The sequence below is a fragment of the Proteus sp. fly-1008 genome, from assembly GCF_040140305.1.
Classification (GTDB): domain Bacteria; phylum Pseudomonadota; class Gammaproteobacteria; order Enterobacterales; family Enterobacteriaceae; genus Proteus; species Proteus vulgaris_B.
On the sequence record NZ_JBEEWH010000001.1, the window covers coordinates 973690 to 996117 of the forward strand.

The 22428-nt window shown below is 35.4% G+C and carries 16 protein-coding genes and 2 tRNA genes; 7 read left to right on the plus strand and 11 right to left on the minus strand.

The features are described 5' to 3' along the window. Positions 1–315: 315 nt before the first annotated feature. The 3 genes from fadJ to ABN256_RS04540 all read right to left on the minus strand — a co-directional run bounded on the left by fadJ (position 316) and on the right by ABN256_RS04540 (position 4312). On the minus strand, positions 316–2475 hold the full coding sequence (gene fadJ / locus ABN256_RS04530) for a fatty acid oxidation complex subunit alpha FadJ (protein WP_502929685.1): 2160 nt from the start codon (positions 2473–2475) through the stop codon (positions 316–318). Continuing rightward, positions 2475–3779: an acetyl-CoA C-acyltransferase FadI gene (fadI, locus tag ABN256_RS04535; protein ID WP_196553779.1), complete on the minus strand. Its 1305-nt coding sequence runs from the start codon at positions 3777–3779 to the stop codon at positions 2475–2477. Before fadI ends, fadJ begins: the two co-directional genes overlap by 1 nt. A 236-nt stretch (positions 3780–4015) precedes the next feature. Continuing rightward, positions 4016–4312, minus strand: coding sequence for a YfcZ/YiiS family protein (locus ABN256_RS04540; protein ID WP_082151772.1), 297 nt, complete (start codon positions 4310–4312; stop codon positions 4016–4018). A 344-nt stretch (positions 4313–4656) separates the two neighbouring features. Between ABN256_RS04540 and fadL the strand changes: the two genes are divergently transcribed. Continuing rightward, positions 4657–6012, plus strand: a complete 1356-nt coding sequence (fadL, locus tag ABN256_RS04545; RefSeq protein WP_196553780.1) for a long-chain fatty acid transporter FadL — start codon at positions 4657–4659, stop codon at positions 6010–6012. A gap of 79 nt (positions 6013–6091) precedes the next feature. Here fadL and mlaA read toward each other — a convergent pair whose 3' ends face one another. The 6 genes from mlaA to ABN256_RS04575 form a co-directional block, all read right to left on the minus strand. Beyond that, positions 6092–6829 (minus strand): phospholipid-binding lipoprotein MlaA, encoded by a 738-nt coding sequence (gene mlaA, locus ABN256_RS04550; RefSeq protein WP_072068652.1) that lies wholly within the window; start codon positions 6827–6829, stop codon positions 6092–6094. Positions 6830–7038: 209 nt separating this feature from the next. Beyond that, on the minus strand, positions 7039–7935 hold the full coding sequence (locus tag ABN256_RS04555; RefSeq protein ID WP_349439187.1) for an AAA family ATPase: 897 nt from the start codon (positions 7933–7935) through the stop codon (positions 7039–7041). 292 nt (positions 7936–8227) lie between these two features. Next, complete coding sequence (locus ABN256_RS04560) at positions 8228–8404, minus strand: GDCCVxC domain-containing (seleno)protein (RefSeq protein WP_349439188.1); 177 nt, start codon at positions 8402–8404, stop codon at positions 8228–8230. A gap of 179 nt (positions 8405–8583) precedes the next feature. Further along, positions 8584–9141 (minus strand): fused DSP-PTPase phosphatase/NAD kinase-like protein, encoded by a 558-nt coding sequence (locus ABN256_RS04565; protein ID WP_196553781.1) that lies wholly within the window; start codon positions 9139–9141, stop codon positions 8584–8586. Between the two features lie 119 nt (positions 9142–9260). Then, positions 9261–9335, minus strand: a tRNA-Arg gene (locus ABN256_RS04570). 195 nt (positions 9336–9530) lie between these two features. Then, positions 9531–10307, minus strand: coding sequence for an AraC family transcriptional regulator (locus ABN256_RS04575; protein ID WP_349439190.1), 777 nt, complete (start codon positions 10305–10307; stop codon positions 9531–9533). 104 nt (positions 10308–10411) lie between these two features. On the opposite strand from ABN256_RS04575, the gene ABN256_RS04580 reads away from it, so the two are divergent. From ABN256_RS04580 to ABN256_RS04605, 6 genes are all read left to right on the plus strand, one after another. Beyond that, the gene (locus tag ABN256_RS04580) at positions 10412–11215 is read left to right on the plus strand and encodes a sulfite exporter TauE/SafE family protein (protein WP_196553783.1); all 804 of its coding nucleotides are present in this window, start codon (positions 10412–10414) and stop codon (positions 11213–11215) included. A gap of 859 nt (positions 11216–12074) precedes the next feature. Next, the gene (gene phsA / locus ABN256_RS04585) at positions 12075–14354 is read left to right on the plus strand and encodes a thiosulfate reductase PhsA (protein WP_349439191.1); all 2280 of its coding nucleotides are present in this window, start codon (positions 12075–12077) and stop codon (positions 14352–14354) included. A gap of 14 nt (positions 14355–14368) precedes the next feature. Further along, the gene (locus ABN256_RS04590; RefSeq protein ID WP_196553785.1) at positions 14369–14947 is read left to right on the plus strand and encodes a 4Fe-4S dicluster domain-containing protein; all 579 of its coding nucleotides are present in this window, start codon (positions 14369–14371) and stop codon (positions 14945–14947) included. Further along, positions 14944–15723 (plus strand): thiosulfate reductase cytochrome B subunit, encoded by a 780-nt coding sequence (phsC, locus tag ABN256_RS04595; RefSeq protein ID WP_196553786.1) that lies wholly within the window; start codon positions 14944–14946, stop codon positions 15721–15723. The genes ABN256_RS04590 and phsC overlap by 4 nt, the downstream gene beginning before the upstream one ends. Before the next feature lie 278 nt (positions 15724–16001). Then, the gene (locus ABN256_RS04600; RefSeq protein ID WP_349439194.1) at positions 16002–18143 is read left to right on the plus strand and encodes a TonB-dependent receptor; all 2142 of its coding nucleotides are present in this window, start codon (positions 16002–16004) and stop codon (positions 18141–18143) included. A 12-nt stretch (positions 18144–18155) separates the two neighbouring features. Then, the gene (locus tag ABN256_RS04605; protein ID WP_349439195.1) at positions 18156–19205 is read left to right on the plus strand and encodes an ABC transporter substrate-binding protein; all 1050 of its coding nucleotides are present in this window, start codon (positions 18156–18158) and stop codon (positions 19203–19205) included. 590 nt (positions 19206–19795) lie between these two features. Here ABN256_RS04605 and ABN256_RS04610 read toward each other — a convergent pair. Further along, on the minus strand, positions 19796–20098 hold the full coding sequence (locus ABN256_RS04610; protein WP_072068753.1) for a helix-turn-helix domain-containing protein: 303 nt from the start codon (positions 20096–20098) through the stop codon (positions 19796–19798). Between the two features lie 2166 nt (positions 20099–22264). Further along, positions 22265–22340 (minus strand) — tRNA-Val (locus tag ABN256_RS04615). Positions 22341–22428 lie beyond the last annotated feature (88 nt).

Genomic DNA, 22428 nt, shown 5'->3' on the forward strand with positions numbered 1-22428 from the left:
ATAAAATTAATATATTCTTATATCAAATCGCCAATGTCCTAATTGCAATTGCATAATTCATCTAGTTAAAATCATGCCATTATTTTACAAATTTAATGTCATTTTCAGGATTTTATTTTAAAAAACTTCATTTTTAAATTTATTTTCAAATAACTATATTGCCATATCTGGCTATCATTAACACTTTCGACCTTTTTTTCCATTAAAAATTCATCAATTATTAATCTGACGCAAAAAGTACAAGAAAAAAGGCGCCTAAGCGCCTCAATCAAAACAAGTATCACAAAAGGAAAATGCAATGGTATAGAGGTTTAATTAATCATAAAAACGTTCATTTCGTTTAGCCATTTCAACTAGCCGTTCACAAGGACGATATTTTTCGCCATATTTATCAGCAAGTTGATTAAGTTTTTCTGCTATTTTTGTCGTTCCCATGCTATCCATATAACGGAAAGGCCCACCAAAGAAAGGAGGGAAACCAATACCAAAAACAGCACCAATGTCACCATCACGCGGTTGTTTTATAATATTTTCATCTAAGCAACGAACTGCTTCATTTAGCATCAATAATAAACAACGTTCTGTGATTTCCGAGGAAGATAATTGGCTTTTGGGTTTAATTTGTAAAAGACGATAAATAGTGGGATCGGGCTGTTTTTTATTTTTTCCAAATGAAAAAGGCAGAACATGTTTTGTATAAAGGTAAAAACCTCTGCCATTTTTACGCCCTTTTCTATCATCAGCAATAATGGCATCAACAGCCGGTGGAGAAGCAAATCGTTCACCAAATGCATTCACTAATATTGGTGTTATTTTTGTACCAATATCAATACCAACTTCATCTAATAACTGAATAGGCCCTACAGGAAAACCAAACTGAACGAGTGCTTTATCAATATTTTCAATCGGCTCACCTTGTACTAAACATGTCAATGCTTCACTAATATAAGGAGCAAGAATACGATTAACATAGAACCCGGGTTTATCACCTACAACTATCGCGACCTTACCTTGTTTTTTAGCAAAAGCCACCGTTGTTGCAATAGTTTTTTCGTTAGTATTTTCATGCGGAATAACTTCAACTAATGGCATTTTTTCTACAGGGCTAAAATAGTGAAGGCCGATCACTTTTTCTGGATATTTCGCTGTTTCTGCAATTTCATGAATAGGTAATGAAGAGGTGTTAGATGCAAAAATAATTTTACCTTTACCCACATCTTCAATATCTGCCACCATTTTCTGTTTTAAAGCAAGATCTTCAAAAACTGCTTCAACAATAATGTTGGATTGATGAAAACCGCTGTAATCCAATGAACCAGAAAGTAAGCTCATTTGGCGTTGGCGTTCACGTACAGATAATCTTTTTTTACTGACCTTGGTCGAAAGCGCTTTCCAACTATAATTTAAGGCTTGAGCAATTCCCTTATCGCTAATATCTTTGATCCTTACAGGTAAATTGCCTTTTGTGGCAGTAACAAAAGCTATACCGCCCCCCATTAATCCCCCACCTAAAATACCGATGTGATGCAAACTATCTGGTTTTTCAGATGATCCTGTCTCATTTTTAAGTGCTGTAGAAGCAAAAAAGAGGTGTCTTAACGACGATGAAACAGGTGTCATCGCTAACTCACCAAAAGCATTCGCCTCTTCTTTAAACCCTGTTTGAAGATCTTTTTCAAGTCCACGTTCTATTACATGTAAAATACGTTCAACTGCAGGATATTGCCCTTTTGTCTTAGCTAATGCGCGTTTTTTCGCTTGCCCAAAAAGTATATTCCTCCCTAATGTGGTATTTGCCCAGAAACGATCCATGATTGAATGCTTTTTCTGCTCTTTTTTACCTGACAAAATCCATTTTGCTGCAACATCTAATAAAATATCTTGCGAAACAACATCATTAACAAGACCTAATTTCAACGCTCGTTTAGCATTGATTTGTCTACCCGTTAAAATTAAATCTAACGCCGACGTTACACCAATAAGACGAGGCAAACGCTGAGTTCCTCCTGAGCCAGGTAATAACCCAAGTTGCACTTCAGGAAGTCCTAAACGTGTTTTGTTATTGTCAGAACAAATTCGTCCGTGGCAGGCCAATGCTAATTCAAGCCCTCCCCCAAGGCATGCGCCATTGATAGTAGCCACAACAGGTAATGGGTAATTTTCAAGTTGCGTAAAAAGATCCTGCCCTGCTTTTGCTAATGCACTCGCTTCTTCTTTGGTTTTACAACCCGCAATCATCGAGATATCAGCGCCAGCAATAAAACTATCTGCCTTGCCTGATGTAATAATTAATCCTTTTACACCAGAATGTTGTTGCGCTTGTTTCAAAACATCTTGGAACTGCTGCACAAATTCAGCTTTTAAGGTATTCACTTTTTCGCCGATAACATCAATGGTTATTACGCCAACTTTATCGTTACGAACTGAAAATTGGAAAACGGAAGATTTTTCTAGTGTTGTTTGTTGTTGTTCCATTATTCCACCTCCAAAATCATCGCTGCACCTAATCCACCTGCCGCACATGCGGTCGTTAACCCAAATCCGCCACCTCGGCGTTTAAGCTCATGGAGCGTCTGTGTCACCATTCTTGCACCCGTCGCTGCAAACGGATGTCCATAAGCAATAGATCCCCCTAGCACATTAAATTTATCCATATCCACTTTTCCAATTGCCTTGGATAACCCTAATTGCTCTTTAGCAAATCGTTCACTTTCAAATAGCATCAAATTACTCAATGTTTGTGCGGAAAAAGCTTCATGCATATCAATTAATGTTATATCACTCAAAGAAAGACCTGCCCGAGAAAGTGCAAGTGGTGTGGCATATGAAGGGCCTAATAACATATCTTTCCAGACATCTGTTGCAGTAAATGCATAACTACGTAGATAACCAAGTGGTTGATAACCTAAGCTTTTTGCAACTGACTCTTTCATCATTAATACTGCAGCTGCGCCGTCCGTTAATGGCGTACTGTTTGCAGCAGTCACACTACCATGACGACGATCAAAAGCAGGTTTTAACTTAGCGTAAGAATCAAGAACAGAGTTTTTACGAATATTATTATCTTGATGGAAACCTTCTTTGTAAGGCGGGAAAAAAGCGGTCATCACTTCATTATCTAGTTTTCCCATTTCCCATGCTTTAGTTGCTAATTGATGAGAACGATGTGCTAATTCATCTTGAGCAACTCTGGAAATATGATAAGTCTTTGCCATTTGCTCAGCGGTATCTCCCATACGTAACCCAGTTGAATACTCAGCCACAGCAGGAGCAACAGGGAGAAGATCACGAAACCGTAATTGACTTAAATAACTTAAACGTTGGCCTAATGATTTTACTTTATTAAGACTTAGCAACACATCTGCTAATTTTTTACTGACACCAATTGGTAAAACAGATGATGAATCTGCACCACCAGCAATACCGACAGAAACATGCCCTGCCATCATGCTTTCAGCAACATTTGCAATCGCTTGAAAGCTCGTTGCACATGCTCTTGTTACGCTGTAGGCGTCTGTTTTTACACTTAAGCCAGCACCGAGCACAATTTCTCTGGCAATATTCGGTGCTTCTGGCATTTGAACCACTTGTCCGAAAACAAGTTGATCGATAATTTCGGGAGGAATTTCATTGCGAGTCACTAATTCTTGAACCACTGAACGCCCTAATTCAACCGCAGGTATTCCTCGATACGCAGTCGCTTGTTTAGCAAAAGGTAAGCGTAGCCCGCTGACAATGGCGATGCGATCTTTCATAGCACTGTTCGTTGATGACTTCATAACGGCTCCTGACAAAATGAGTTCCTAACACCAAAGAGGTCTGACCTGACAATAGTGTTAACAAAAATTTCACCTACCAGAAACATCATTTTATGAGAAGTGGGAGTTAGCGCGCATTATTTCGATAGAATGTCTGAAACCCAACAATAACGATAGGAAGGATAAAAAACACAATGGTGGGCAATAAAAAAGGCTGTTGAATTTCAACAGCCTTAAATCTATTTATTTTCAGCGGATTAACGTAATCCTAACTGGAAGATCAGGTTTTCTGCTTCACAAGAAAATGTAAAATCAGCGGTAAGTTGAACACCACCATCAACATCAGCAAATTGTTGATTAATTTTGCAAGGCTCTGAAGCAATAGATTGTGCTTTTGCACTGAGTTGATCCAACATTGCTTGCGCTTCTACTTTATCAGCGAAGACATGCTGATATGACGCAGTGCAATTTTTATTGTCAATAATAGTACCCACATCTACACAACAGCAAGCAGCGGTTTCTTCTGCACTACAGCGATTGATTGCGTCTGCCATTTTAGTCTCCCAACGAAAGAAATGTTAATTATCTATCATAATTGCAAAAAAATAAAATAAACTGCTTTAGCTCAAATTATCTTACAATTTTACAAAAAAAATTGATTACTCTGTTTATTTAACAATCAAAAATATCTTTATTGGGATATTTTGTGAAAATAATGTTAACCAAATCCCAATTATCAAATCAAAATGGCAATATTTGTAAAACATACTTGCAACATTTGGGGTAATCAACTTTATACTTAATCAACTGGTCTGATTTGTCATAACGACAACCGCACCTAAAATCCAGCGCTTCTAATCAGAAGTAACAACTTAAAAAAATTATGAGGGTTTAGGTCATGAACCGTAAAAACCTGTTTACTCGCACAGCACTAGCTGCCTTGGTAGGTGTTATCTCCTCTCAAGCAGGCGCTGCCGGTTTTCAGTTAAATGAATATTCTACTTCAGCACTAGGGCGTGCATTTTCAGGAGAAGGCGTTATTGCCGATGACGCAAGCGTAGGTAGCAGAAACCCTGCTGCTCTCACTATGTTTGATCGCCCTGAATTCTCTGTAGGTGCTATCCATATTAACCCAAGCGTTGATATTAAAGGTAAATCTCCGCTTACAGGTGCTAGCACTAATGCTGGTGATATCGCACCAAGTGCATTAGTCCCGAATATCCACTTTGTTGCCCCTATTAATGATAAATGGGCAATTGGTGCATCAGGCACAACAAACTTTGGCTTAGCGACTGATTTTAAAAAGGATTATGCTGCAGGCCTTATTGGCGGTAAAACTGATTTAAAAACCATGAACTTAAACTTAAGTGCGGGTTATCGAGTAAATAACCAATTTAGTGTCGGTTTAGGCTTAAATGCCCTTTATGCCGATGCAGAAATTACACGCCATGTTGGTGAAGCGGGTAAAGTTTTAGGTGGTGCTTTATCACAAAAACCGGGCATGGGACAATTAGGCGGTTATTTATCAAGCCTATCACCAAGTGATCGCTTCGCTCAATTGAAAGGTGATGCTTGGGGCTTTGGTTGGAACGCGGGTTTATTATATGAATTCGACGAAGATAACCGTGTAAGCTTTACTTACCGTTCTAAAGTTAAAGTGAAATTTAAAGACGGTGAATACCAAAGTGACTTACGTTCAATTCCACAACTCGAAGGAATGGGAATTGTAGGTACTAACGGTGAAACCATTAAAGGTAAACTTGACCTTAACCTACCTGAAATTTGGGAATTTGCCGCTTATCACCGCGTTGCACCAAAATGGGCTGTTCACTATAACTTTGCTTACACAAGCTGGAGTGCATTTGAAGAGTTAAGAGCCACACGTAAGAGTGATGGTCAGCAACTATTCAAGAAAGAAGAAGGCTTCCGTGATGCATGGCGTGTGGCTTTAGGTACAACCTATTATCATGATGATAACTGGACATTCCGTACAGGTATTGCCTTTGATGATAGCCCAGTCCCTGCTGATAAACGCTCAATCTCTATTCCAGACCAAGATCGCTTCTGGTTAAGTGCGGGTACAACTTATGCATTTAATAAAGATATGTCTGTTGATGTTGGCTTAGCGTATATGCACGGTAAAAAAGTCACAATTAAAGAGAAATTATCTGAAGATTTGCCATTACCAGCTTATGAATTCGAATCATCAGGTAAAGCATGGTTATACGGTATGAACTTTAACTATCGTTTCTAATTTTTCACTGTGCTTTTTATACAAAAAATGGTCTTTTTCAAGACCATTTTTTATTTATTCATCAAGCTAACCGCAAAAATTAATCAATTGAATCTAAATCATCTTCAATTGCTTTCGCATTAGGGTTCTCTTTTACCGTGCCAGCTTGGAAGTCATTACTCTGGAAGTAAGCTTCACGCATCATTAAGTAAGGATCAGACGAGTTTTGTAAAATAGCATCGGAATCGAGCAATTGTGCACGCGTTTCAATGCCTTCTAATGCCCATTTACCCGCTGACATCCAAAACGTTAAATAGCTCAACATTGGATACGTTAAGTCAGCCCAATCACCACCCTCTTCACGGACAGTAAAGCTACCATAGCCCGGTACAACCACATAAGGGCCATAATCCATACCATAATGACCTAACGTACTACCAAATCGCATTGGAACTTCTTTTTCCATTGTTTCTTTGGACATACCAGCAACATCAATTAAGCCACCCATACCAAAGACTGTATTGATCCAAAAACGACCAAAATGTTTTGCTCCCTTTTCAAAATCGCCACGCAATACACTATTTAACATACTAGCAGGCTCTTCTAAGTTACCGAGAAAATTAGATAAGCCATTTCTTGCTGGTGGCGGAACATAGTCACGCCAAACAACAGCAACGGGACGTAGGATATAAGGGTCTAAAACATAGTAGTTAAAATCAAACATCTGGCGGTTAAACCCTTCCAATGGATCAGAGCGCCCCTCCCCATTATTAGGGGTACTTGCACATCCTGAAAGTAAGGCGACTGAAAGAGCAACACCGCACAGGCGATACTTCATAATGTTCTCCGCTAATTATATTATGATGAGCAGCATCATAGTTCGCATATTCATAAATTCTATACATAATACTGTCAATGCGTAACAAGTGGTACTTTTATTAGGCGTTGATCTTATAAGATAATTCAGTTTTTAGGATTATCCCATTGAGCTAATTTACAATATTAGCCCAATATTATAAGGTTAATATAATAATATTTGATGCTTATTTACTGATATTCTTTTATCACTAATTGCTCTTTAGCATCAGGGTACGAAAAATGCTCTGTGATAAAATCAAACTCTTCATTTGTTGTTTTAAACGGGTTTTCGTCAGATTGATTACGTAAAGATAATCGTTTTTTACACTCAGTATTTTCTACTTTCAAAACATGAAATAAATAAGGCATATTCGCATTATCAGCTAATGATTTTAGCCATTGCCGTTGTTTAGGCGTATTAGCAGGAAAATCCATAATAACGGTATTTCCTGCGCTAAGAAGAGCTGCAATATGTTTGCTCAATAGCTCCTTCATTAACTCACTTTTTTCAATATAGTCAGTCACTGTTTTTATTTGATTTGGGTAAAGCCGCGATAGCCATTCATCTTCATTGATTAATACCGTTCTGGGTGATTTAGCAAATGATTTTGCTAAAGTTGATTTACCAGAAGCAATTTTTCCACAGAAAAAATGTAAACGAGCATCTGGAGATGATTTTAATAAATCAGTACCATAAGAGTTATCGATAACACAAAGCCATTGGTCATTGATAAATTTAAAAACATAAGTGGCTTCTCTTACTGTATTAAATTTTCCTTCATTTGGCATATTTGCACTTAAAAGTGTTTGTGCTAAAACAAGCGCACAATCTTCACCAAAAATAACTTTTACTTTTCCTTGAGAGACTTGTAATGAGTGATTAAAAAATCCAGCGATCGCCATAAATGCTTTTTTTAGTGAAGGCTTACCAGCAACATGCAAATCATCTTTAACTACCAACGTGCCATTTTCAGTATAAAATTTCATGAGATACTCAAAATTTTCGTCAGTGATAGCTTGGTCTGCATTTGCAATTAGTTGTATTAGTGATTGGGTATGTTGATCAACTTCTTGTGGAGTAAACATTTTTATCCTTATCTTTTCTTTATGCTAGATAAGGAGTCTAAAATAAAAAAACCCGCTTATCTGGCGGGTTCCTAATACAACCAATTCCCACCACTAAAAGATGGTAATAATAATTGCTGAAGAGGTTGTAAAATATGACATAAAAATAAACCTTATAAATAGACTAAACAAAATCTAGCAGTAATTTACTTTGTAAACAAGAATATCTTTTAAAATAAAAGCAATAAGTTAGCTAATATTTAATTTCCCTTTGAATATAAAGATATTTTATTTAACTGTTATAGATAGATAATTACTTATTCTCATTTTGGCAGCAATATGATAATTTCTCAGATAATTTCGCCTCTTGAATAGGCAGGCAAGAGACTGTTCTATAAGAATAAAATACACAGCAATCTCCCTCAAGAGATTTTAATAAAGTATGACAATGAGTGCATTTATAAAACCATTGGCAAGCATCTTTTAGCATTATTTCTATTTTTTCGTATGACAATGCGGGCAAGTAATTTCTGACATCAAGTTAATCTAATTACTTAACATTTTATTTCCACATAAATTTATAAATATCATCTTTGTTATTTAGAATACGCTATTTTTATTTTTCAATAGCGTATAAAACAAAAAAATCATTTGCTTATCTGTCACTTACTAATCGAATACTTGTTGTTTTATTACTGAAATATCCACATCTTCTAAATATTGAACAATATTAGGGAAAAAAAGCTCGTGATATCCATACTCTTTTTTTCTTAATTCAGTAATTGCTTGCTCTTTTGTCCAATTTTCAAAGATTAACCGATACATTGCTATGACTGTTCCTGTACGATCACTACCATGCCAGCAATGTACTAATACTGGTCCAGACGAACTGTTTATTTTACGCAATACCGCAATAATATCCTCATCAGTTATTCTACCTGCGTTCATTTTTACTTGAAAAGCTTCTAATTGCGTATTCTTTACATCATCACTATCACTATGATATTCACGTAAATTAATAATCGTTTTTATACCTTGAGCTTCCAACCATTTCATTTCGCCCGGCGTTGGTTGTCCAGAACGATAAATTTTTTCTGAAACTTGATAAAAATTTTCAGGCGGTACAGGAATATCAGTTGGCCTTGAATTACATCCTATCAGCAGAAAAAAATAAGCAATAAATAAAAACTTCAAATAGCGAATATCATTAATTGATTTTATTTCCATATAAAAACCTAAAAGGATTATGAATTATTGAACGAGAAGGTGAAATTTTGGTGATAATAGCGCGAATTGATAGACAATGCTCTAGGAATAATTTCTGTATTTACAGACTAGGTAATAGATGGCGTTCCCTACAGGAATCGAACCTGTAACTAGCCCTTAGGAGGGGCTTGTTATATCCATTTAACTAAGGGAACATACGTAGGAAAATCAAGTATGACTTATGGACGGGCTATATTTTACCCCCCTCACTCTCTATTAATCAAGTTTTAACGCACTGATATTGGAAGGAATTTTTTTGTTTCTTTTTTGAACAATGTAATTTGACTTAAAAAGTATCTGATAAATATCATCATCACTGATTATGTTTATTCTTATATATGTCTGTTTTATTAAAACTCTTTCAATTGCTTTAAAAACAATTTCGGTGAATATCCCATCTCTTTATTAAACATCGCACTAAAGGCACTCGGATTCTCATACCCTAATTCTAAAGCAATTTCAGTGACTGAATGACCTTTCTTTAACGCCGTTAGTGCATACATTAAACACGCTTTTTGACGCCAATCTCGAAAAGAAAGCCCTGTTTCCTTATGAAATAAACGAGTAAAAGTGCGTAGGCTCTTATTTAACTTCTCAGCCCACATTTCTGGCGTAGTACGAATACTTGGTTGTGACATAAATTCAGTACATAACGCATCTAATAAAGCATGTTGGGGCAAAGGTGTAAAATAAGGTAATGGTTTAGCCTGAGCTAACTCATGACAAAGTAACGTTAATAAAGCGCTATCTCTCCCACCTAAATCATAAAGCAAAGGAAGTTGATTTGCTGAAAGTAATAGCTGATGAAGCAAAGGAGAAACCTGCAAAACCTCACAATATTCCGAATAACGAGGTACTTTATTCGGCTCAATGTAGAGACTATAAGTGCTACTACCCAACATTAATACTTGATGTATTTTTTCAGCAGGGATCCACACACCACTGTAAGGTAATACAATCCATTGGCCATCTTCTGTTTTGACTTTCATTACGCCATTGGGTGCATATAAAAATTGCGCTCGCCGATGATGATGTGCTTCAAGTAATGTGTCATAAGGATAATCAGAGCCTAATGCCAAAATTTCACGAGGAAGATGATCCACACTGTTAATATCGATATTACGCATAATATTAAAATTGTCCTAAATTCATATAAACTTGTCATTATCACGTGGGTAAGCCATCATTTTATTCTATATTGTTAATCTCCTGACTCAACAGGAGATTTGAAATGACACTCTGGCTGGTTTCTTTTGGTTTAATTTCAGGCATCACAACATGGTTATTTGGCTTTGGCGGTGGCTTTGTCACGGTTCCCCTACTCTATACACTTATTCTGACACTTTGGGGAATAGACAGTTTACCTGCCGAACATGCTATGCAAATCGCAGTTGCTACTTCTGCATTAATTATGTTGTTTTCTGCAACAGTCACAACCATTAAACATCATAAAGCCAAAAGGCTTGATTGGAATATCATGTCTATTCTGTTTATGGGTATCGCTTTTGGCGGGATCTTAGGCGCTCTTCTTGCATTAACAGTTGAAGGTACGTGGATCAAATGGATCTTTATTGGTTACCTTTTTATCACTATTTTAGACTGCTATTTTCGCCCCGGTTTTATGGCCCCTACTCACAACTCAAAAAAAGTAACTAAAGCAAGAGAAACGGTTAATGGCACAGTGATTGGTATTATCGCTGCTTTTCTAGGCGTTGGTGGAAGCGTCATGACAGTACCTTTATTGCGCCGTAGAGGAACACCCATGGCACAATCAGCAGCAATGGCAAATGCATTAACCTTACCTTTAGCTCTCACGGCAACATTTACTTATGTCGCCCTTTCTTTTACGTCACCTTTAAATAATGAATCTGGTTTTATTGGTTATATTTGGCTAAAGGCAGCCTTTATTCTGATTTGTAGCACATGGATAGGTTTAAAGATTTCTGAGCATTTTTTATCCCGTATTCCCGACAAATGGCATGCAAGGGTTTACCCCCTATTACTGAGCCTTGTCTTAATTGTTATGTTGTTTTAAATCCTTTCTTTTATATAAGAAAGATAGACAGAAAAATAACTTTGACAACATGCAAACAAAGTGGCTTTCAATATTCATGAGCCACTTTGTTTTTAACACTTACTTTAAACCTTTTCCTACGCATATTTACTTGGCATTAATATTATTAATATGCACAAAACAAAAAATAGCTCTTTTTGACAATCAATACACAGCCCGATAACTATTAGCTTTATTAATTAATATTTAAACATAATGAATAATAATTTATAGATTGTCTTATATTTAGTATCAGTTTGATTACGTTTCAATGAGCATTTTTCGTATAAAATGTCATCTATTTATTTTTCTCTTTTATTCGTATTTATTATGAAAATAATAAGTTAGCTATTTTTAAAAATTATATTTTAAGAAGAAATTGGATTTAAATAATGCTAAGAAATATTATTTAATTTTATTTTTAAATAACAAATTAATTACAATATCACCGACATTCGATATATAAATTATTATATATCGATGGCCTTTTTTGTCAATTATTTATTGTAATTAATCATATATTTAAAATACACTTTAATAAAACAAATTAATGGCATAAGTAAGTGAATTTAAAAGAAGTAAGCTTTATTGTTACATCCTCTAAGATCCTCTCTTCCTCCTCAAAACCTTTATAATATAAGTTAATAAAAGAAAATAATTATCATTTGATTTTGTCTATTTTAGTTAATTTATTTTGTGACATTTATTAACGTCTTATTCTCTATTATTTATTATTTACAACTAAGTCATCACTTATAGATTAATAAATTGGAGACGCCTTCAAATATTTATTTAACCGCCTGTATATAATATTTAGCTATAAGAAGAAACTGGAGGTTATATGAGTATTAGTCGTCGTTCTTTCATTAAGGGGATGGGGATAGGATGTGTGGGTTGTACCGTAAGTAGTTTACCACCGGGTGCACTTGCATTTAATCCTGTAGATTCTCTTAAGGGTCAGTCAACATTAACACCTAGTCTATGTGAGATGTGCTCTTATCGTTGTCCTATAGAAGCTCAGGTTGTTAACAATAAAACTGTATTTATCCAAGGAAACAGAAACGCAGAGCATCAAAGTAGCCGAGTTTGTGCCAGAGGTGGAAGTGGTGTTAGCCTTGTTAACGATCCAAATCGTATTGTCAAACCAATGAAACACAAAGGCCCTAGAGGTGCAGGTGAATGGGAAGTCATAAGCTGGGAACAAGCCTATAAAGAAATAGCTGAAAAGATGAATGCCATAAAACAAAGCTATGGCGCAGAGAGTATTTCATTTTCTTCAAAATCAGGCTCACTCTCCTCTCATTTATTCCATCTTGCGGCAGCCTTTGGCTCACCAAATACGTTTACACATGCATCAACCTGCCCAGCAGGTAAAGCCATTGCTGCATCCGTTATGATGGGTGGCGATCTGGCAATGGATTTAGCAAATTCAAAATATATTCTTTCTTTTGGTCATAACCTGTATGAAGGTATTGAAGTTGCTGAAACGCATGAACTGATGACAGCACAAGAACGTGGTGCAAAATTAGTCAGTTTTGATCCTCGTTTATCTGTTGTTTCAAGTAAAGCAGACGAGTGGTTCGCAATCCGCCCTGGCGGTGATTTGCCAGTTCTAATGGCAATGTGCCATATATTAATTAAAGAAGATCTCTACGATAAAGAATTTGTTGAGAAATTTACGGTAGGTTTCCCACAATTAAAAGAGGTTCTACAAGATACAACCCCTGAATGGGCTCAAGCGCACTCAGATGTTCCCGCTCAAGACATTGCTCGTATCGCCAGAGAAATTGCAGCAAAAGCCCCTCATGCACTGATTATGCCTGGTCACCGCGCAACCTTTAATAAAGAAGAGATCAATATGCGCAGAATGATCTTCACCTTCAATGCTTTACTAGGCAATATTGAACGTGAAGGTGGTATGTATCAGAAAAAAGCAGCAGCAAAATACAATAAATTAGCAGGTATTAATGTTGCTCCTGAATTGGCAAAACCAAGTGTCAAAGGTATGCCTGAAATTACCGCAAAACGCATTGATGCAACAGCACCTCAATTTAAATATATCAATAAAGGTGGCGGTATTGTTCAATCAATTATCGACTCAACATTAGAAGGCGTACCGTATCAGACAAAAGCATGGATTATGTCTCGTCATAACCCATTCCAAACAGTCAGTTGCCGTCCTGAGCTAGAAAAAGCAGCACAGAAGTTGGACTTAATTGTCAGTTGTGATGTGTATTTAAGCGAAAGTGCCGCTTATGCCGATTATTTATTACCTGAATGTACCTACTTGGAACGTGATGAAGAAGTTGCTGATGTATCAGGTTTAAATCCTGCATATGCGTTAAGACAACAAGTGGTTGAACCTATTGGTGATACTAAGCCAAGTTGGTTAATTTGGATGGAATTAGGTAAAAAACTGGGATTAGAAGCCTATTTCCCTTGGGAAAACATGGGAGTAAGACAGCTTTATCAAGTTAATGGTAGCGAAGCACTATACAAAGAGATGCATAAAAAAGGCTATGTATCTTATGGTATTCCATTATTGTTACGCGAACCTTCTTATGTAAAAGCTTTTGTTGAGCAATATCCAGAAGCCATCAAACATGTTGATAGCAATGACACAATGGAAAAAGCGCTATCATTTAAATCACCAAGTGGCTTAATTGAAATCTACTCTGAAGAATTAGAAAGCCGTTTAGAAAACTACGGTATTCCACGCTTCCACAACTTCCCATTAAAAGAAAAAGACGAGCTTTATTTTATTCAAGGTAAAGTCGCCGTTCATACTAATGGTGCAACACAATATGTGCCGTTATTAGCTGAATTAATGTGGGAAAACCCAGTTTGGCTTCATCCAGAAACAGCAAAAAATCATGGTATTAAACATGGTGATGAAATCATTCTGGAAAACAGTATAGGTAAAGAAAAAGCACACGCTTTAATCACTGAAGGCATTCGCCCTGACACTGTATTTGTTTATATGGGTTCGGGTGCTAAAGCAGGTGCAAAAACAGCAGCGACTACAACAGGTGTTCACTGTGGCAACTTATTACCTCATGAAATTAGTCCTGTATCGGGTACTGATGTGCATACATCAGGTGTCAGAATTAGTCGGGCTTAAGGAAAAAAATAACGATGAACAATAATGATAAACAATTTGTCATGCTACATGATGAAAAACGTTGCATTGGGTGTCAGGCCTGTACTGTAGCGTGTAAAGTCATCAATGACATTCCTGAAGGTTTCAGCCGACTTCAAGTTCAAATTCAAGGCCCACACAACGATGAGGCGGGTGCTCCACATTATCAATTTTTCCGTGTGTCATGTCAGCACTGTGAAGATGCACCTTGTGTTTCTGTTTGCCCAACTGGAGCCTCTTTTATTGATGAAAATGGCATCGTACAGGTGAAAAAAGAGTTGTGTATTGGCTGTGATTATTGTGTTGGAGCATGTCCTTACCATGTTCGTTATATCAACCCAATGACACACATCGCAGATAAATGTAATTTCTGCTCTGATACTCGATTAGCTGAGGGTGAATTACCTGCGTGTGTAACGGTATGCCCAACAGATGCACTTGCTTTTGGTCGTATTGATTCACCTGAAATTCAGGCTTGGATCAAACAAAAATCCGTTTATCAATACCAATTAGATAATGTCGGAAAACCAAGTTTATTCCGTCGTAAAGAAATCCATCAGGGGGATAAAGCATGACTAGTATCTGGGGAGCAGAACTCCATTATACGCCAGATTATTGGCCTGTATGGTTAATGGCGGCAGGTTTATTAATCGTTGCCATGATAGCAATTTTGGTTATTCATGGCTTACTACGCTATGCCCTTGCACCAAAACAGTCTGGTCATTACGAAGAAGAACGTGTTTATTTATATTCTAAAGCGATCCGTTTTTGGCACTGGGGTAATGCTTTACTGTTTATCCTATTATTACTAAGTGGCTTTTTAGGGCATTTCTCTATCGGAAATGTCACTTCAATGGTGCTATTACATAAAATCTGTGGTTTCGTACTTATCGCGTTCTGGATTGGTTTTATTCTTATCAATCTAACAACCAGTAATGGCGTACATTACAAAGTAAGATTTAGTGGATTAATTGCACGTTGTATCAAACAAGCTCGTTTTTACCTCTATGGCATAATGAAAGGTGAGCCTCATCCTTTTGCTGCAACTGAAACTGATAAGTTTAACCCTCTTCAACAACTGGCTTACTTAGGCGTGATGTTTGGTTTAGTGCCACTGTTACTTGTTACTGGATTATTATGTTTATATCCAGAAGTACTTGGCTATGGCTATTGGATGTTAAAAGCACACTTAGTCTTGGGTATTGTGGCATTAATGTTTATTTGTGCTCACTTCTATTTATGTACATTAGGTGACACTTTTACACAGACATTCCGCAGTATGGTTGATGGTCATCATCGTCACCAAAAACATGATACTCATGGTTCAGTAACTAAAAAAGCAGAGCGTTAATTCCCTCTGGTTACGCCTTACAAAAGGATCATTATCTAAAATGCCCGTGTAAACGGGTATTTTTTTGATCTTAATTCAGAAGTAATTTCATAATCTTATTATTAGCAAATATATCATTTTATTTACATGTTATTCGGTGTATAGTCGGCGCCCTCCATCGCTATATAAAAACTTATATAATGAATCATATTGCTTCACATCTGCGATGAGCATCGTTGTATAAATTTTTTAATATCGATGAATTTAAATAATTAAAAAATACATTTTGGGAGCCAATCGTGAAGAAATTTATCATTTCGACAATAGCTTGTGCTATAGCACAAACATTAGCCATATCAGCAAGCATAGCCACTGACAACGCTGAAAAAATCATCGTTACTGCACAACCAGTGAATAATAGTGAGGCTGGCGCGGGATTTGTAACTCGTGAAGTTGATATGGGACCCTTAGGTGAGAAAAAATGGTTAGATACACCTTACACAACAAATACCTTAACTCAATCTATGATTGAAAATCAACAAGTTACCAGTGTTTCGGATATCTTAAAATATAATTCCTCCTCCCAAATGCAAGCACGTGGTGGTATGGATGTTGGTCGCCCTCAAAACCGTGGAATGCAGGGCAACGTTGTTGCTAACTCTCGTTTAGATGGTGTGAATATTATTTCTACCACCGCCTTTCCTATCGAAATGCTTGAACGTGTAGATATTATAAATGGCCTAACAGGTTCACTCTATGGGCCAGCAAGTCCAAGTGGACAATTTAATTTCACACAAAAACGTCCAACCTTAAAACGCTTAACTTCACTGAATGCTACTTATGTCAATGATAACCAATTTAAAGGCCATCTTGATTTAGGTGGTTTTATTGATGATAACAACACTTTTGGTTATCGCATTAATCTAATGCATGATGAAGGTAAAGGTTATGTTGCCGGTAGTAAAACACGTCGCCAGCTTATTAGTACTGCTTTTGATTGGAATATCTCTTCTGATACCGTGCTAGAAGTGAATTTTAGTGATTATTGGTTTAAAAAAATGGGTTATCCTGGTGCATTTTCTTATGGATCAAAAGTCACCACATTACCTGATGCACCGGATCCAACTAAAACAGGCTATGGTCAAGCTTTTGCAGGTGTTGATCTACATACCAGAACAGTAAGTAGCCGACTAAAACATGATTTTAATGAAGATTGGCAAATAAATGCTGCAATCGGCTATCAAACTGCCGATCGCGGATTCCGTTCTGTTTCTAACCAGCTAAGTAATGATGGTAAGCACTTTACACCAACATTATCTGTTCCTTCTACTTATGGTCGTTTTACGATTTTAAGTCATTCTATCAATGTTAATGGTCATGTGATGACAGGCACACTTTCTCATGATTTAGTCCTCGCTACTAGTGGTTATCGTTGGGATATTTACGGAGCAAATGGTAACGATCTGAAATTTACATTGCCAACACAAGATATTAATAATCCACATCGTTATGATGATCCTTCTAATGAAGGCTTCTATACTGGTAGCGCTCGCACTAAAAATAGTCGCTCACAAGTTCAATCCGTTACTTTAGGTGATACCGTTACCTTTAATCCTCAATGGTCAGTGATGGGATCGCTAAGCCAAAACTGGATCAAAGAAACTTCCTATCGTGCAGGTGGTGAAAATCATACTGAAAATGGTTTAAGTCCTGCCGTCGCATTAATGTTTAAACCGATCCCGGAAGTGATGACTTATGTTTCTTATGCAGATTCATTAGAAGAAGGTGATTCAGCACCCGATACTGCAAATAACAAAGGTGAAGTACTAAAACCTTACCGTAGTGAACAATGGGAAATAGGTGTTAAATCACAAATTGGCGATCTCAATTTAAATGCAGCTATTTTCCAATTAGAACGTCCTTTTGCTTATGTAGGAAATGACAATATATTTAAAGAGCAAGGCAAACAACGTAACCGGGGATTAGAGCTGATTGCTAATGGACAAGTAACCAATGAATTGTTCGTATTCAGTAGTATGACATGGTTAGATCCCACATTAACCAATACTGGAAAAGCTGAAACCCAAAATAAAGATGTTGTGGGTGTACCAAAATATCAAGCAAATTTATTAGCTGAATACCATTACCCTACCGCACCAAATGTTATCTACAGTGCTAATATTCACTACACCGGAAAACGTGCGGCAAATACCACAAATACAATGTGGGCAAAAGCCTATACCACTCTCGATTTAGGTGCTCGTTATCAAACACAGTATTGGAATAAAAAAACAACTTTCCGTGTGAATTTGGATAACGTTACCAATGAACATTATTGGGCGTCTATCTTCTCTGGTAACCAAAATGGTGCAATTGGTGGTGCTAATGCTTTCTTAGGTACACCTCGCCAAATTTCCGCATCTATCAGTATTGAACTCTAAGAGGATAGTTAAATGTATAAAGGTTTTTTTAAAACCCTGTGCATTGTATTACTGGGAGGTTCGGCCCTCAGTACCTCTTCCAATGTACAGGCTCAAAGAAGTGTTCAATATTATCAAGACCAATCGATTACTGTTCCAGATTCACCAGAACGAGTCGCCACTAGTTGGAATGCACAAAATGCAATCCTTGCGATGCTTGGTGCTGGAGATAAAATTGTTTCTACAACCGATTTAGTCAAAACCATTCCTTTTTTTACCGAGATTGTTCCAGCTATAAAAATGGCTTCAATTTCTAGTAAAGGTAATAATGACACACTGAATATCGAAACATTAATTATTAGTCAGCCTCAAATCTTTTTTGCAACAGGAAAACTATCTGATGCACAAATGACAATGCTAGAAAATGCAGGGATCAGTGTTGCATTGTTAAAGTCAGGCTCAATGGACGCCTTGTTAGAAAGAACCCTGATTACGGGGGAAATTTTAGGCTCAAGTAGCCACCAATTAGCAAAAGATTATTTAGCTTACTTTCAGCGTAATACAGCGCTTGTAGAGAGTATAGTAAGTGAGATAAGCATCAAGGAGCCAATAAAGGTGTATCATGCTTTTGGGTCGCCATTAAGAACGTCAGGCGCACCTTCGCTAAATCATGATTGGATAACACTTGCTGGGGGAGTCAATATTGCAGAGCATTGGTTTGACAATGTACCTACTCGAGCAGGTGAAGTTTCTTTAGAACAAGTCATTCATGCCAACCCTGATGTTATTGTTACTATGTATGCTAGAGATACGGAAATCATCAAGAATTCACCTGAATGGCAATCAATTACTGCAGTACGTGAAGGCCGTGTCTACACAAATCCCAAAGGTCTATTTTGGTGGTGTAGAGAAACGACTGAAGAAGCTTTACAATTTTTATGGCTTGCAACGATTTTATACCCAGAGCAAACACAACACATTGATATCATCAAAGAGACAAAACAGTTTTACCAAACATTTTTTAATATCTCCCTAAGTGATCAACAGCTCGAATATATTTTGACGCCACCACTCAAAGACTAAACTGACAGCCTTTTCATCATGAAGGTGAAGAGGCTGTAGGCTCTCTCTTATAGGAAGATTATCTGTTACCATTCCTACATTGCCATTAAATGCTTAAATTTAAAAAATTGATCTATTCCCAATTTCTAACCCGATTCTCTTTTTCAATTTTTATCGTACTAATTTTTATTCTTTTTGAATTCCTTGATATAAAACACATAAGTTATACATTAATAGCTTTGAAAATGTTATCAAAGAGTAAAATGATAGTAGGTAATATAAAAGCTGATTAGCAAGAGATTTATATTTATAGGTATTTACCCTCCTGTTAATTTACACATAACAATAGGTATTTGAGTATATTTTTACAGATATGTAAGTCTCAGGTATTCTGCAATAACATTTTTCTTTTTCTTGACGAGAATTAAAACTTTTCATTTCCCTAAAAACGTAAAATGCCCTAATAAGGGCATTGATATTATATAGAGGATTTATTCTCCTAACTAAGAAAATTCTTATTATTTACTAATCTTAAAGATATACAGATATAAGAATTATCTTACTAAATTTAGTTATTCTAAAATGAGTTATCCTCTAATTTAAAGATATTTTTAGAAAATAGAAAGAGCCTTACTATCGAAATGAGCTGGAATATGTTGTTCATTATGCTCAATTTCTTGAGTCATTCCACCTGTTACTTCTTCAAAGAAGCTACCAATATTAACACCTAGCACTTCAAGTACTCTAACTAAGCAATCAATATCAATACGGTTTACACCACGCTCATAACGAAATAACTGTTGTTCACTAATATCAATCTCTTTTGCTAACTGAAATACAGTATAACCCTGAGATTTTCTTAATGACTTAATTTTTTGTCCAACTGCATAAGCGACTGGATACTTGCTACTCATAATATGTTCTCGCTTTTCACTTTGATTGATATCTAATTTATAATGGTGTGTTATCGCGCAATAATATATAAATTTATATATTATCGAGGACACCTTTTTGTTTTAATAAAATATTATTTTTTAGTAGATAAGAAATATTACAATTCATAACATGACTTATCATATGTAAATAATATACTACGCATTTAAACACTTTCAACCAGTCGAAAAAAGACAATGAAGACTTAGCACTTTACTCATACTAGTAAACAATACCTAGGATAACGATATATATTCTTTATTTTCATATAGTTAAAATATTTTATTTATAAAATAGCTCTTTTTTTTTCTTAAACTTTACTCATTAATTAGAATTATCACCTGCAAGCATACTAATTTAAAGTGTGATAACCTAAATTGTGCAAAAATAAGTCAAGTTATATTAGTCTAATTTATTTAAAATAATAAATTAACCTCATAAAGAAGGTAATTTTCTTATTTTTCTGAAAGAGCTTAAGTAATGTCAATGAAATCTGATGGATTTACAGCATAACAAAAATTATCATTTAAAATTAGTGAGTTGCACTCATTACATTAACATTAAGATATAGATCACCTTTTAAACATTTGTTAATAAATATATATAAGCATAAACCCTTAGCGTTTCAGCTAAATATATTTAAGATGTAATAAATCTTTATTGTACTCGAATAAATAGGCAATATATTTAATTAATCATTTTTTTTGAATTTCTATTAATGAATAACTAATTTTTATTATTAATAAAATTAAAAATCTCATTTACACAATAAAAAAACGTAATCACTTGCATAAATATTTTTTGCTTTATCAGTAAGTTATTCTACATCTAAGATCACCACAACAAAATTTGAACACTTTATCGCCATATTATTCTATTCTTTCTTTTTCACTCAAATACACGCATTTTGATAGCGTAAAAATAGAATTTTTATTGCAACTTAAATTAAATTTAAAAATGAATGATCTGTTAAATATCCATTTTAGTATGATCTAATTTTGTTAAAAAGCACAAGAAATATTCTTTTTACGTCCTAAGTATTAATACTCACTCTATATAAGAGTTATTCTTAGTCCGAAATAAACATTAATATTTTTATATAATTTATATTCCTGTCAAATGCACAATTTTCTCCATTTTAAGTAAAAAATGAAATTAACCACTTAAGGACAAATCAATTAATGATGAAATAAGTTCTTTTTGCTTTATATCATTTGTTACGTAGTTCATTATTGCGAATAAATTGACAAATATCAATTTTTTACAAAAATAATATAAAAATCATTTAGTTAGAATTGGATTTTTAACTTTATAATTATTTAAAAGAAGGATAAAAAAATTTAAATATTATTATATTTAATCATTTAATTTCATCATGTTAGTAATAAATGGATGATGATTAAGAAAGATTAACTATAAAATTGTATTTTTTATCTTTATTCCTTCAATTTCCTTATTAAAAATAAAAAAATGTACTTTTTTTATAGTCATAAAAAATGCCTTAACTCACTAATTTTAAAAAGGTTTTATCGTGTTAAGCACACTAAAGTCACTCAATATACTGTTTTTAAAGTTATTTAATTTTATAAATAAACCGAAAAAGCCTATAGATCATCAAAAAAAGAGTAGATCTTTCTTTCGAACCGCTCTCGTTTTTTGAATATTTCAGGCGAATACATGGAAAGTATTCAAAAATTGCTCATCTTTATTTTAAATATAGTGTACCAATTAAGGCATGAAAGCCCTTATTTCCTCTTTGAGAACACCTCTATTTTCCGGATAAAATATAACAGAATGTAAAAAAGCGTAATGAAAAACCGTCTGTTAACTTTTTGCATCATATAGAAGACTTAATGTCTGAATAGACTAAAAACAACCTTATAGAAACAGAGTACATAAGAGGAAAGAAGCAAAGCAAACGAGATGTACCGTGGGACATGAAAATAAATGAAACCATTAGAATGACTTAGAAAGCACACACACTTAAAGTAAGTGTAATAGGAAAAACGATGCAATAACTCATAAAAAGCTAATTTAAAAAATCAATCGGTGAAGTTGTAGAGCAATAAATAAAACGTTAACTCACTGATCTGTAATTATGATCATTTAAAGAAAATATAGGAAGTAATGAGATAGGATAAAAGAAGTGGTGGGCGGTATTGGGCTCGAACCAACGACCTCCTCCTTGTAAGGGAGATGCTCTACCAACTGAGCTAACCGCCCGCTTGATTATTAAATGGTGGGTCGTGGGCGATTCGAACGCCCGACCAATTGATTAAAAGTCAACTGCTCTACCGACTGAGCTAACGAC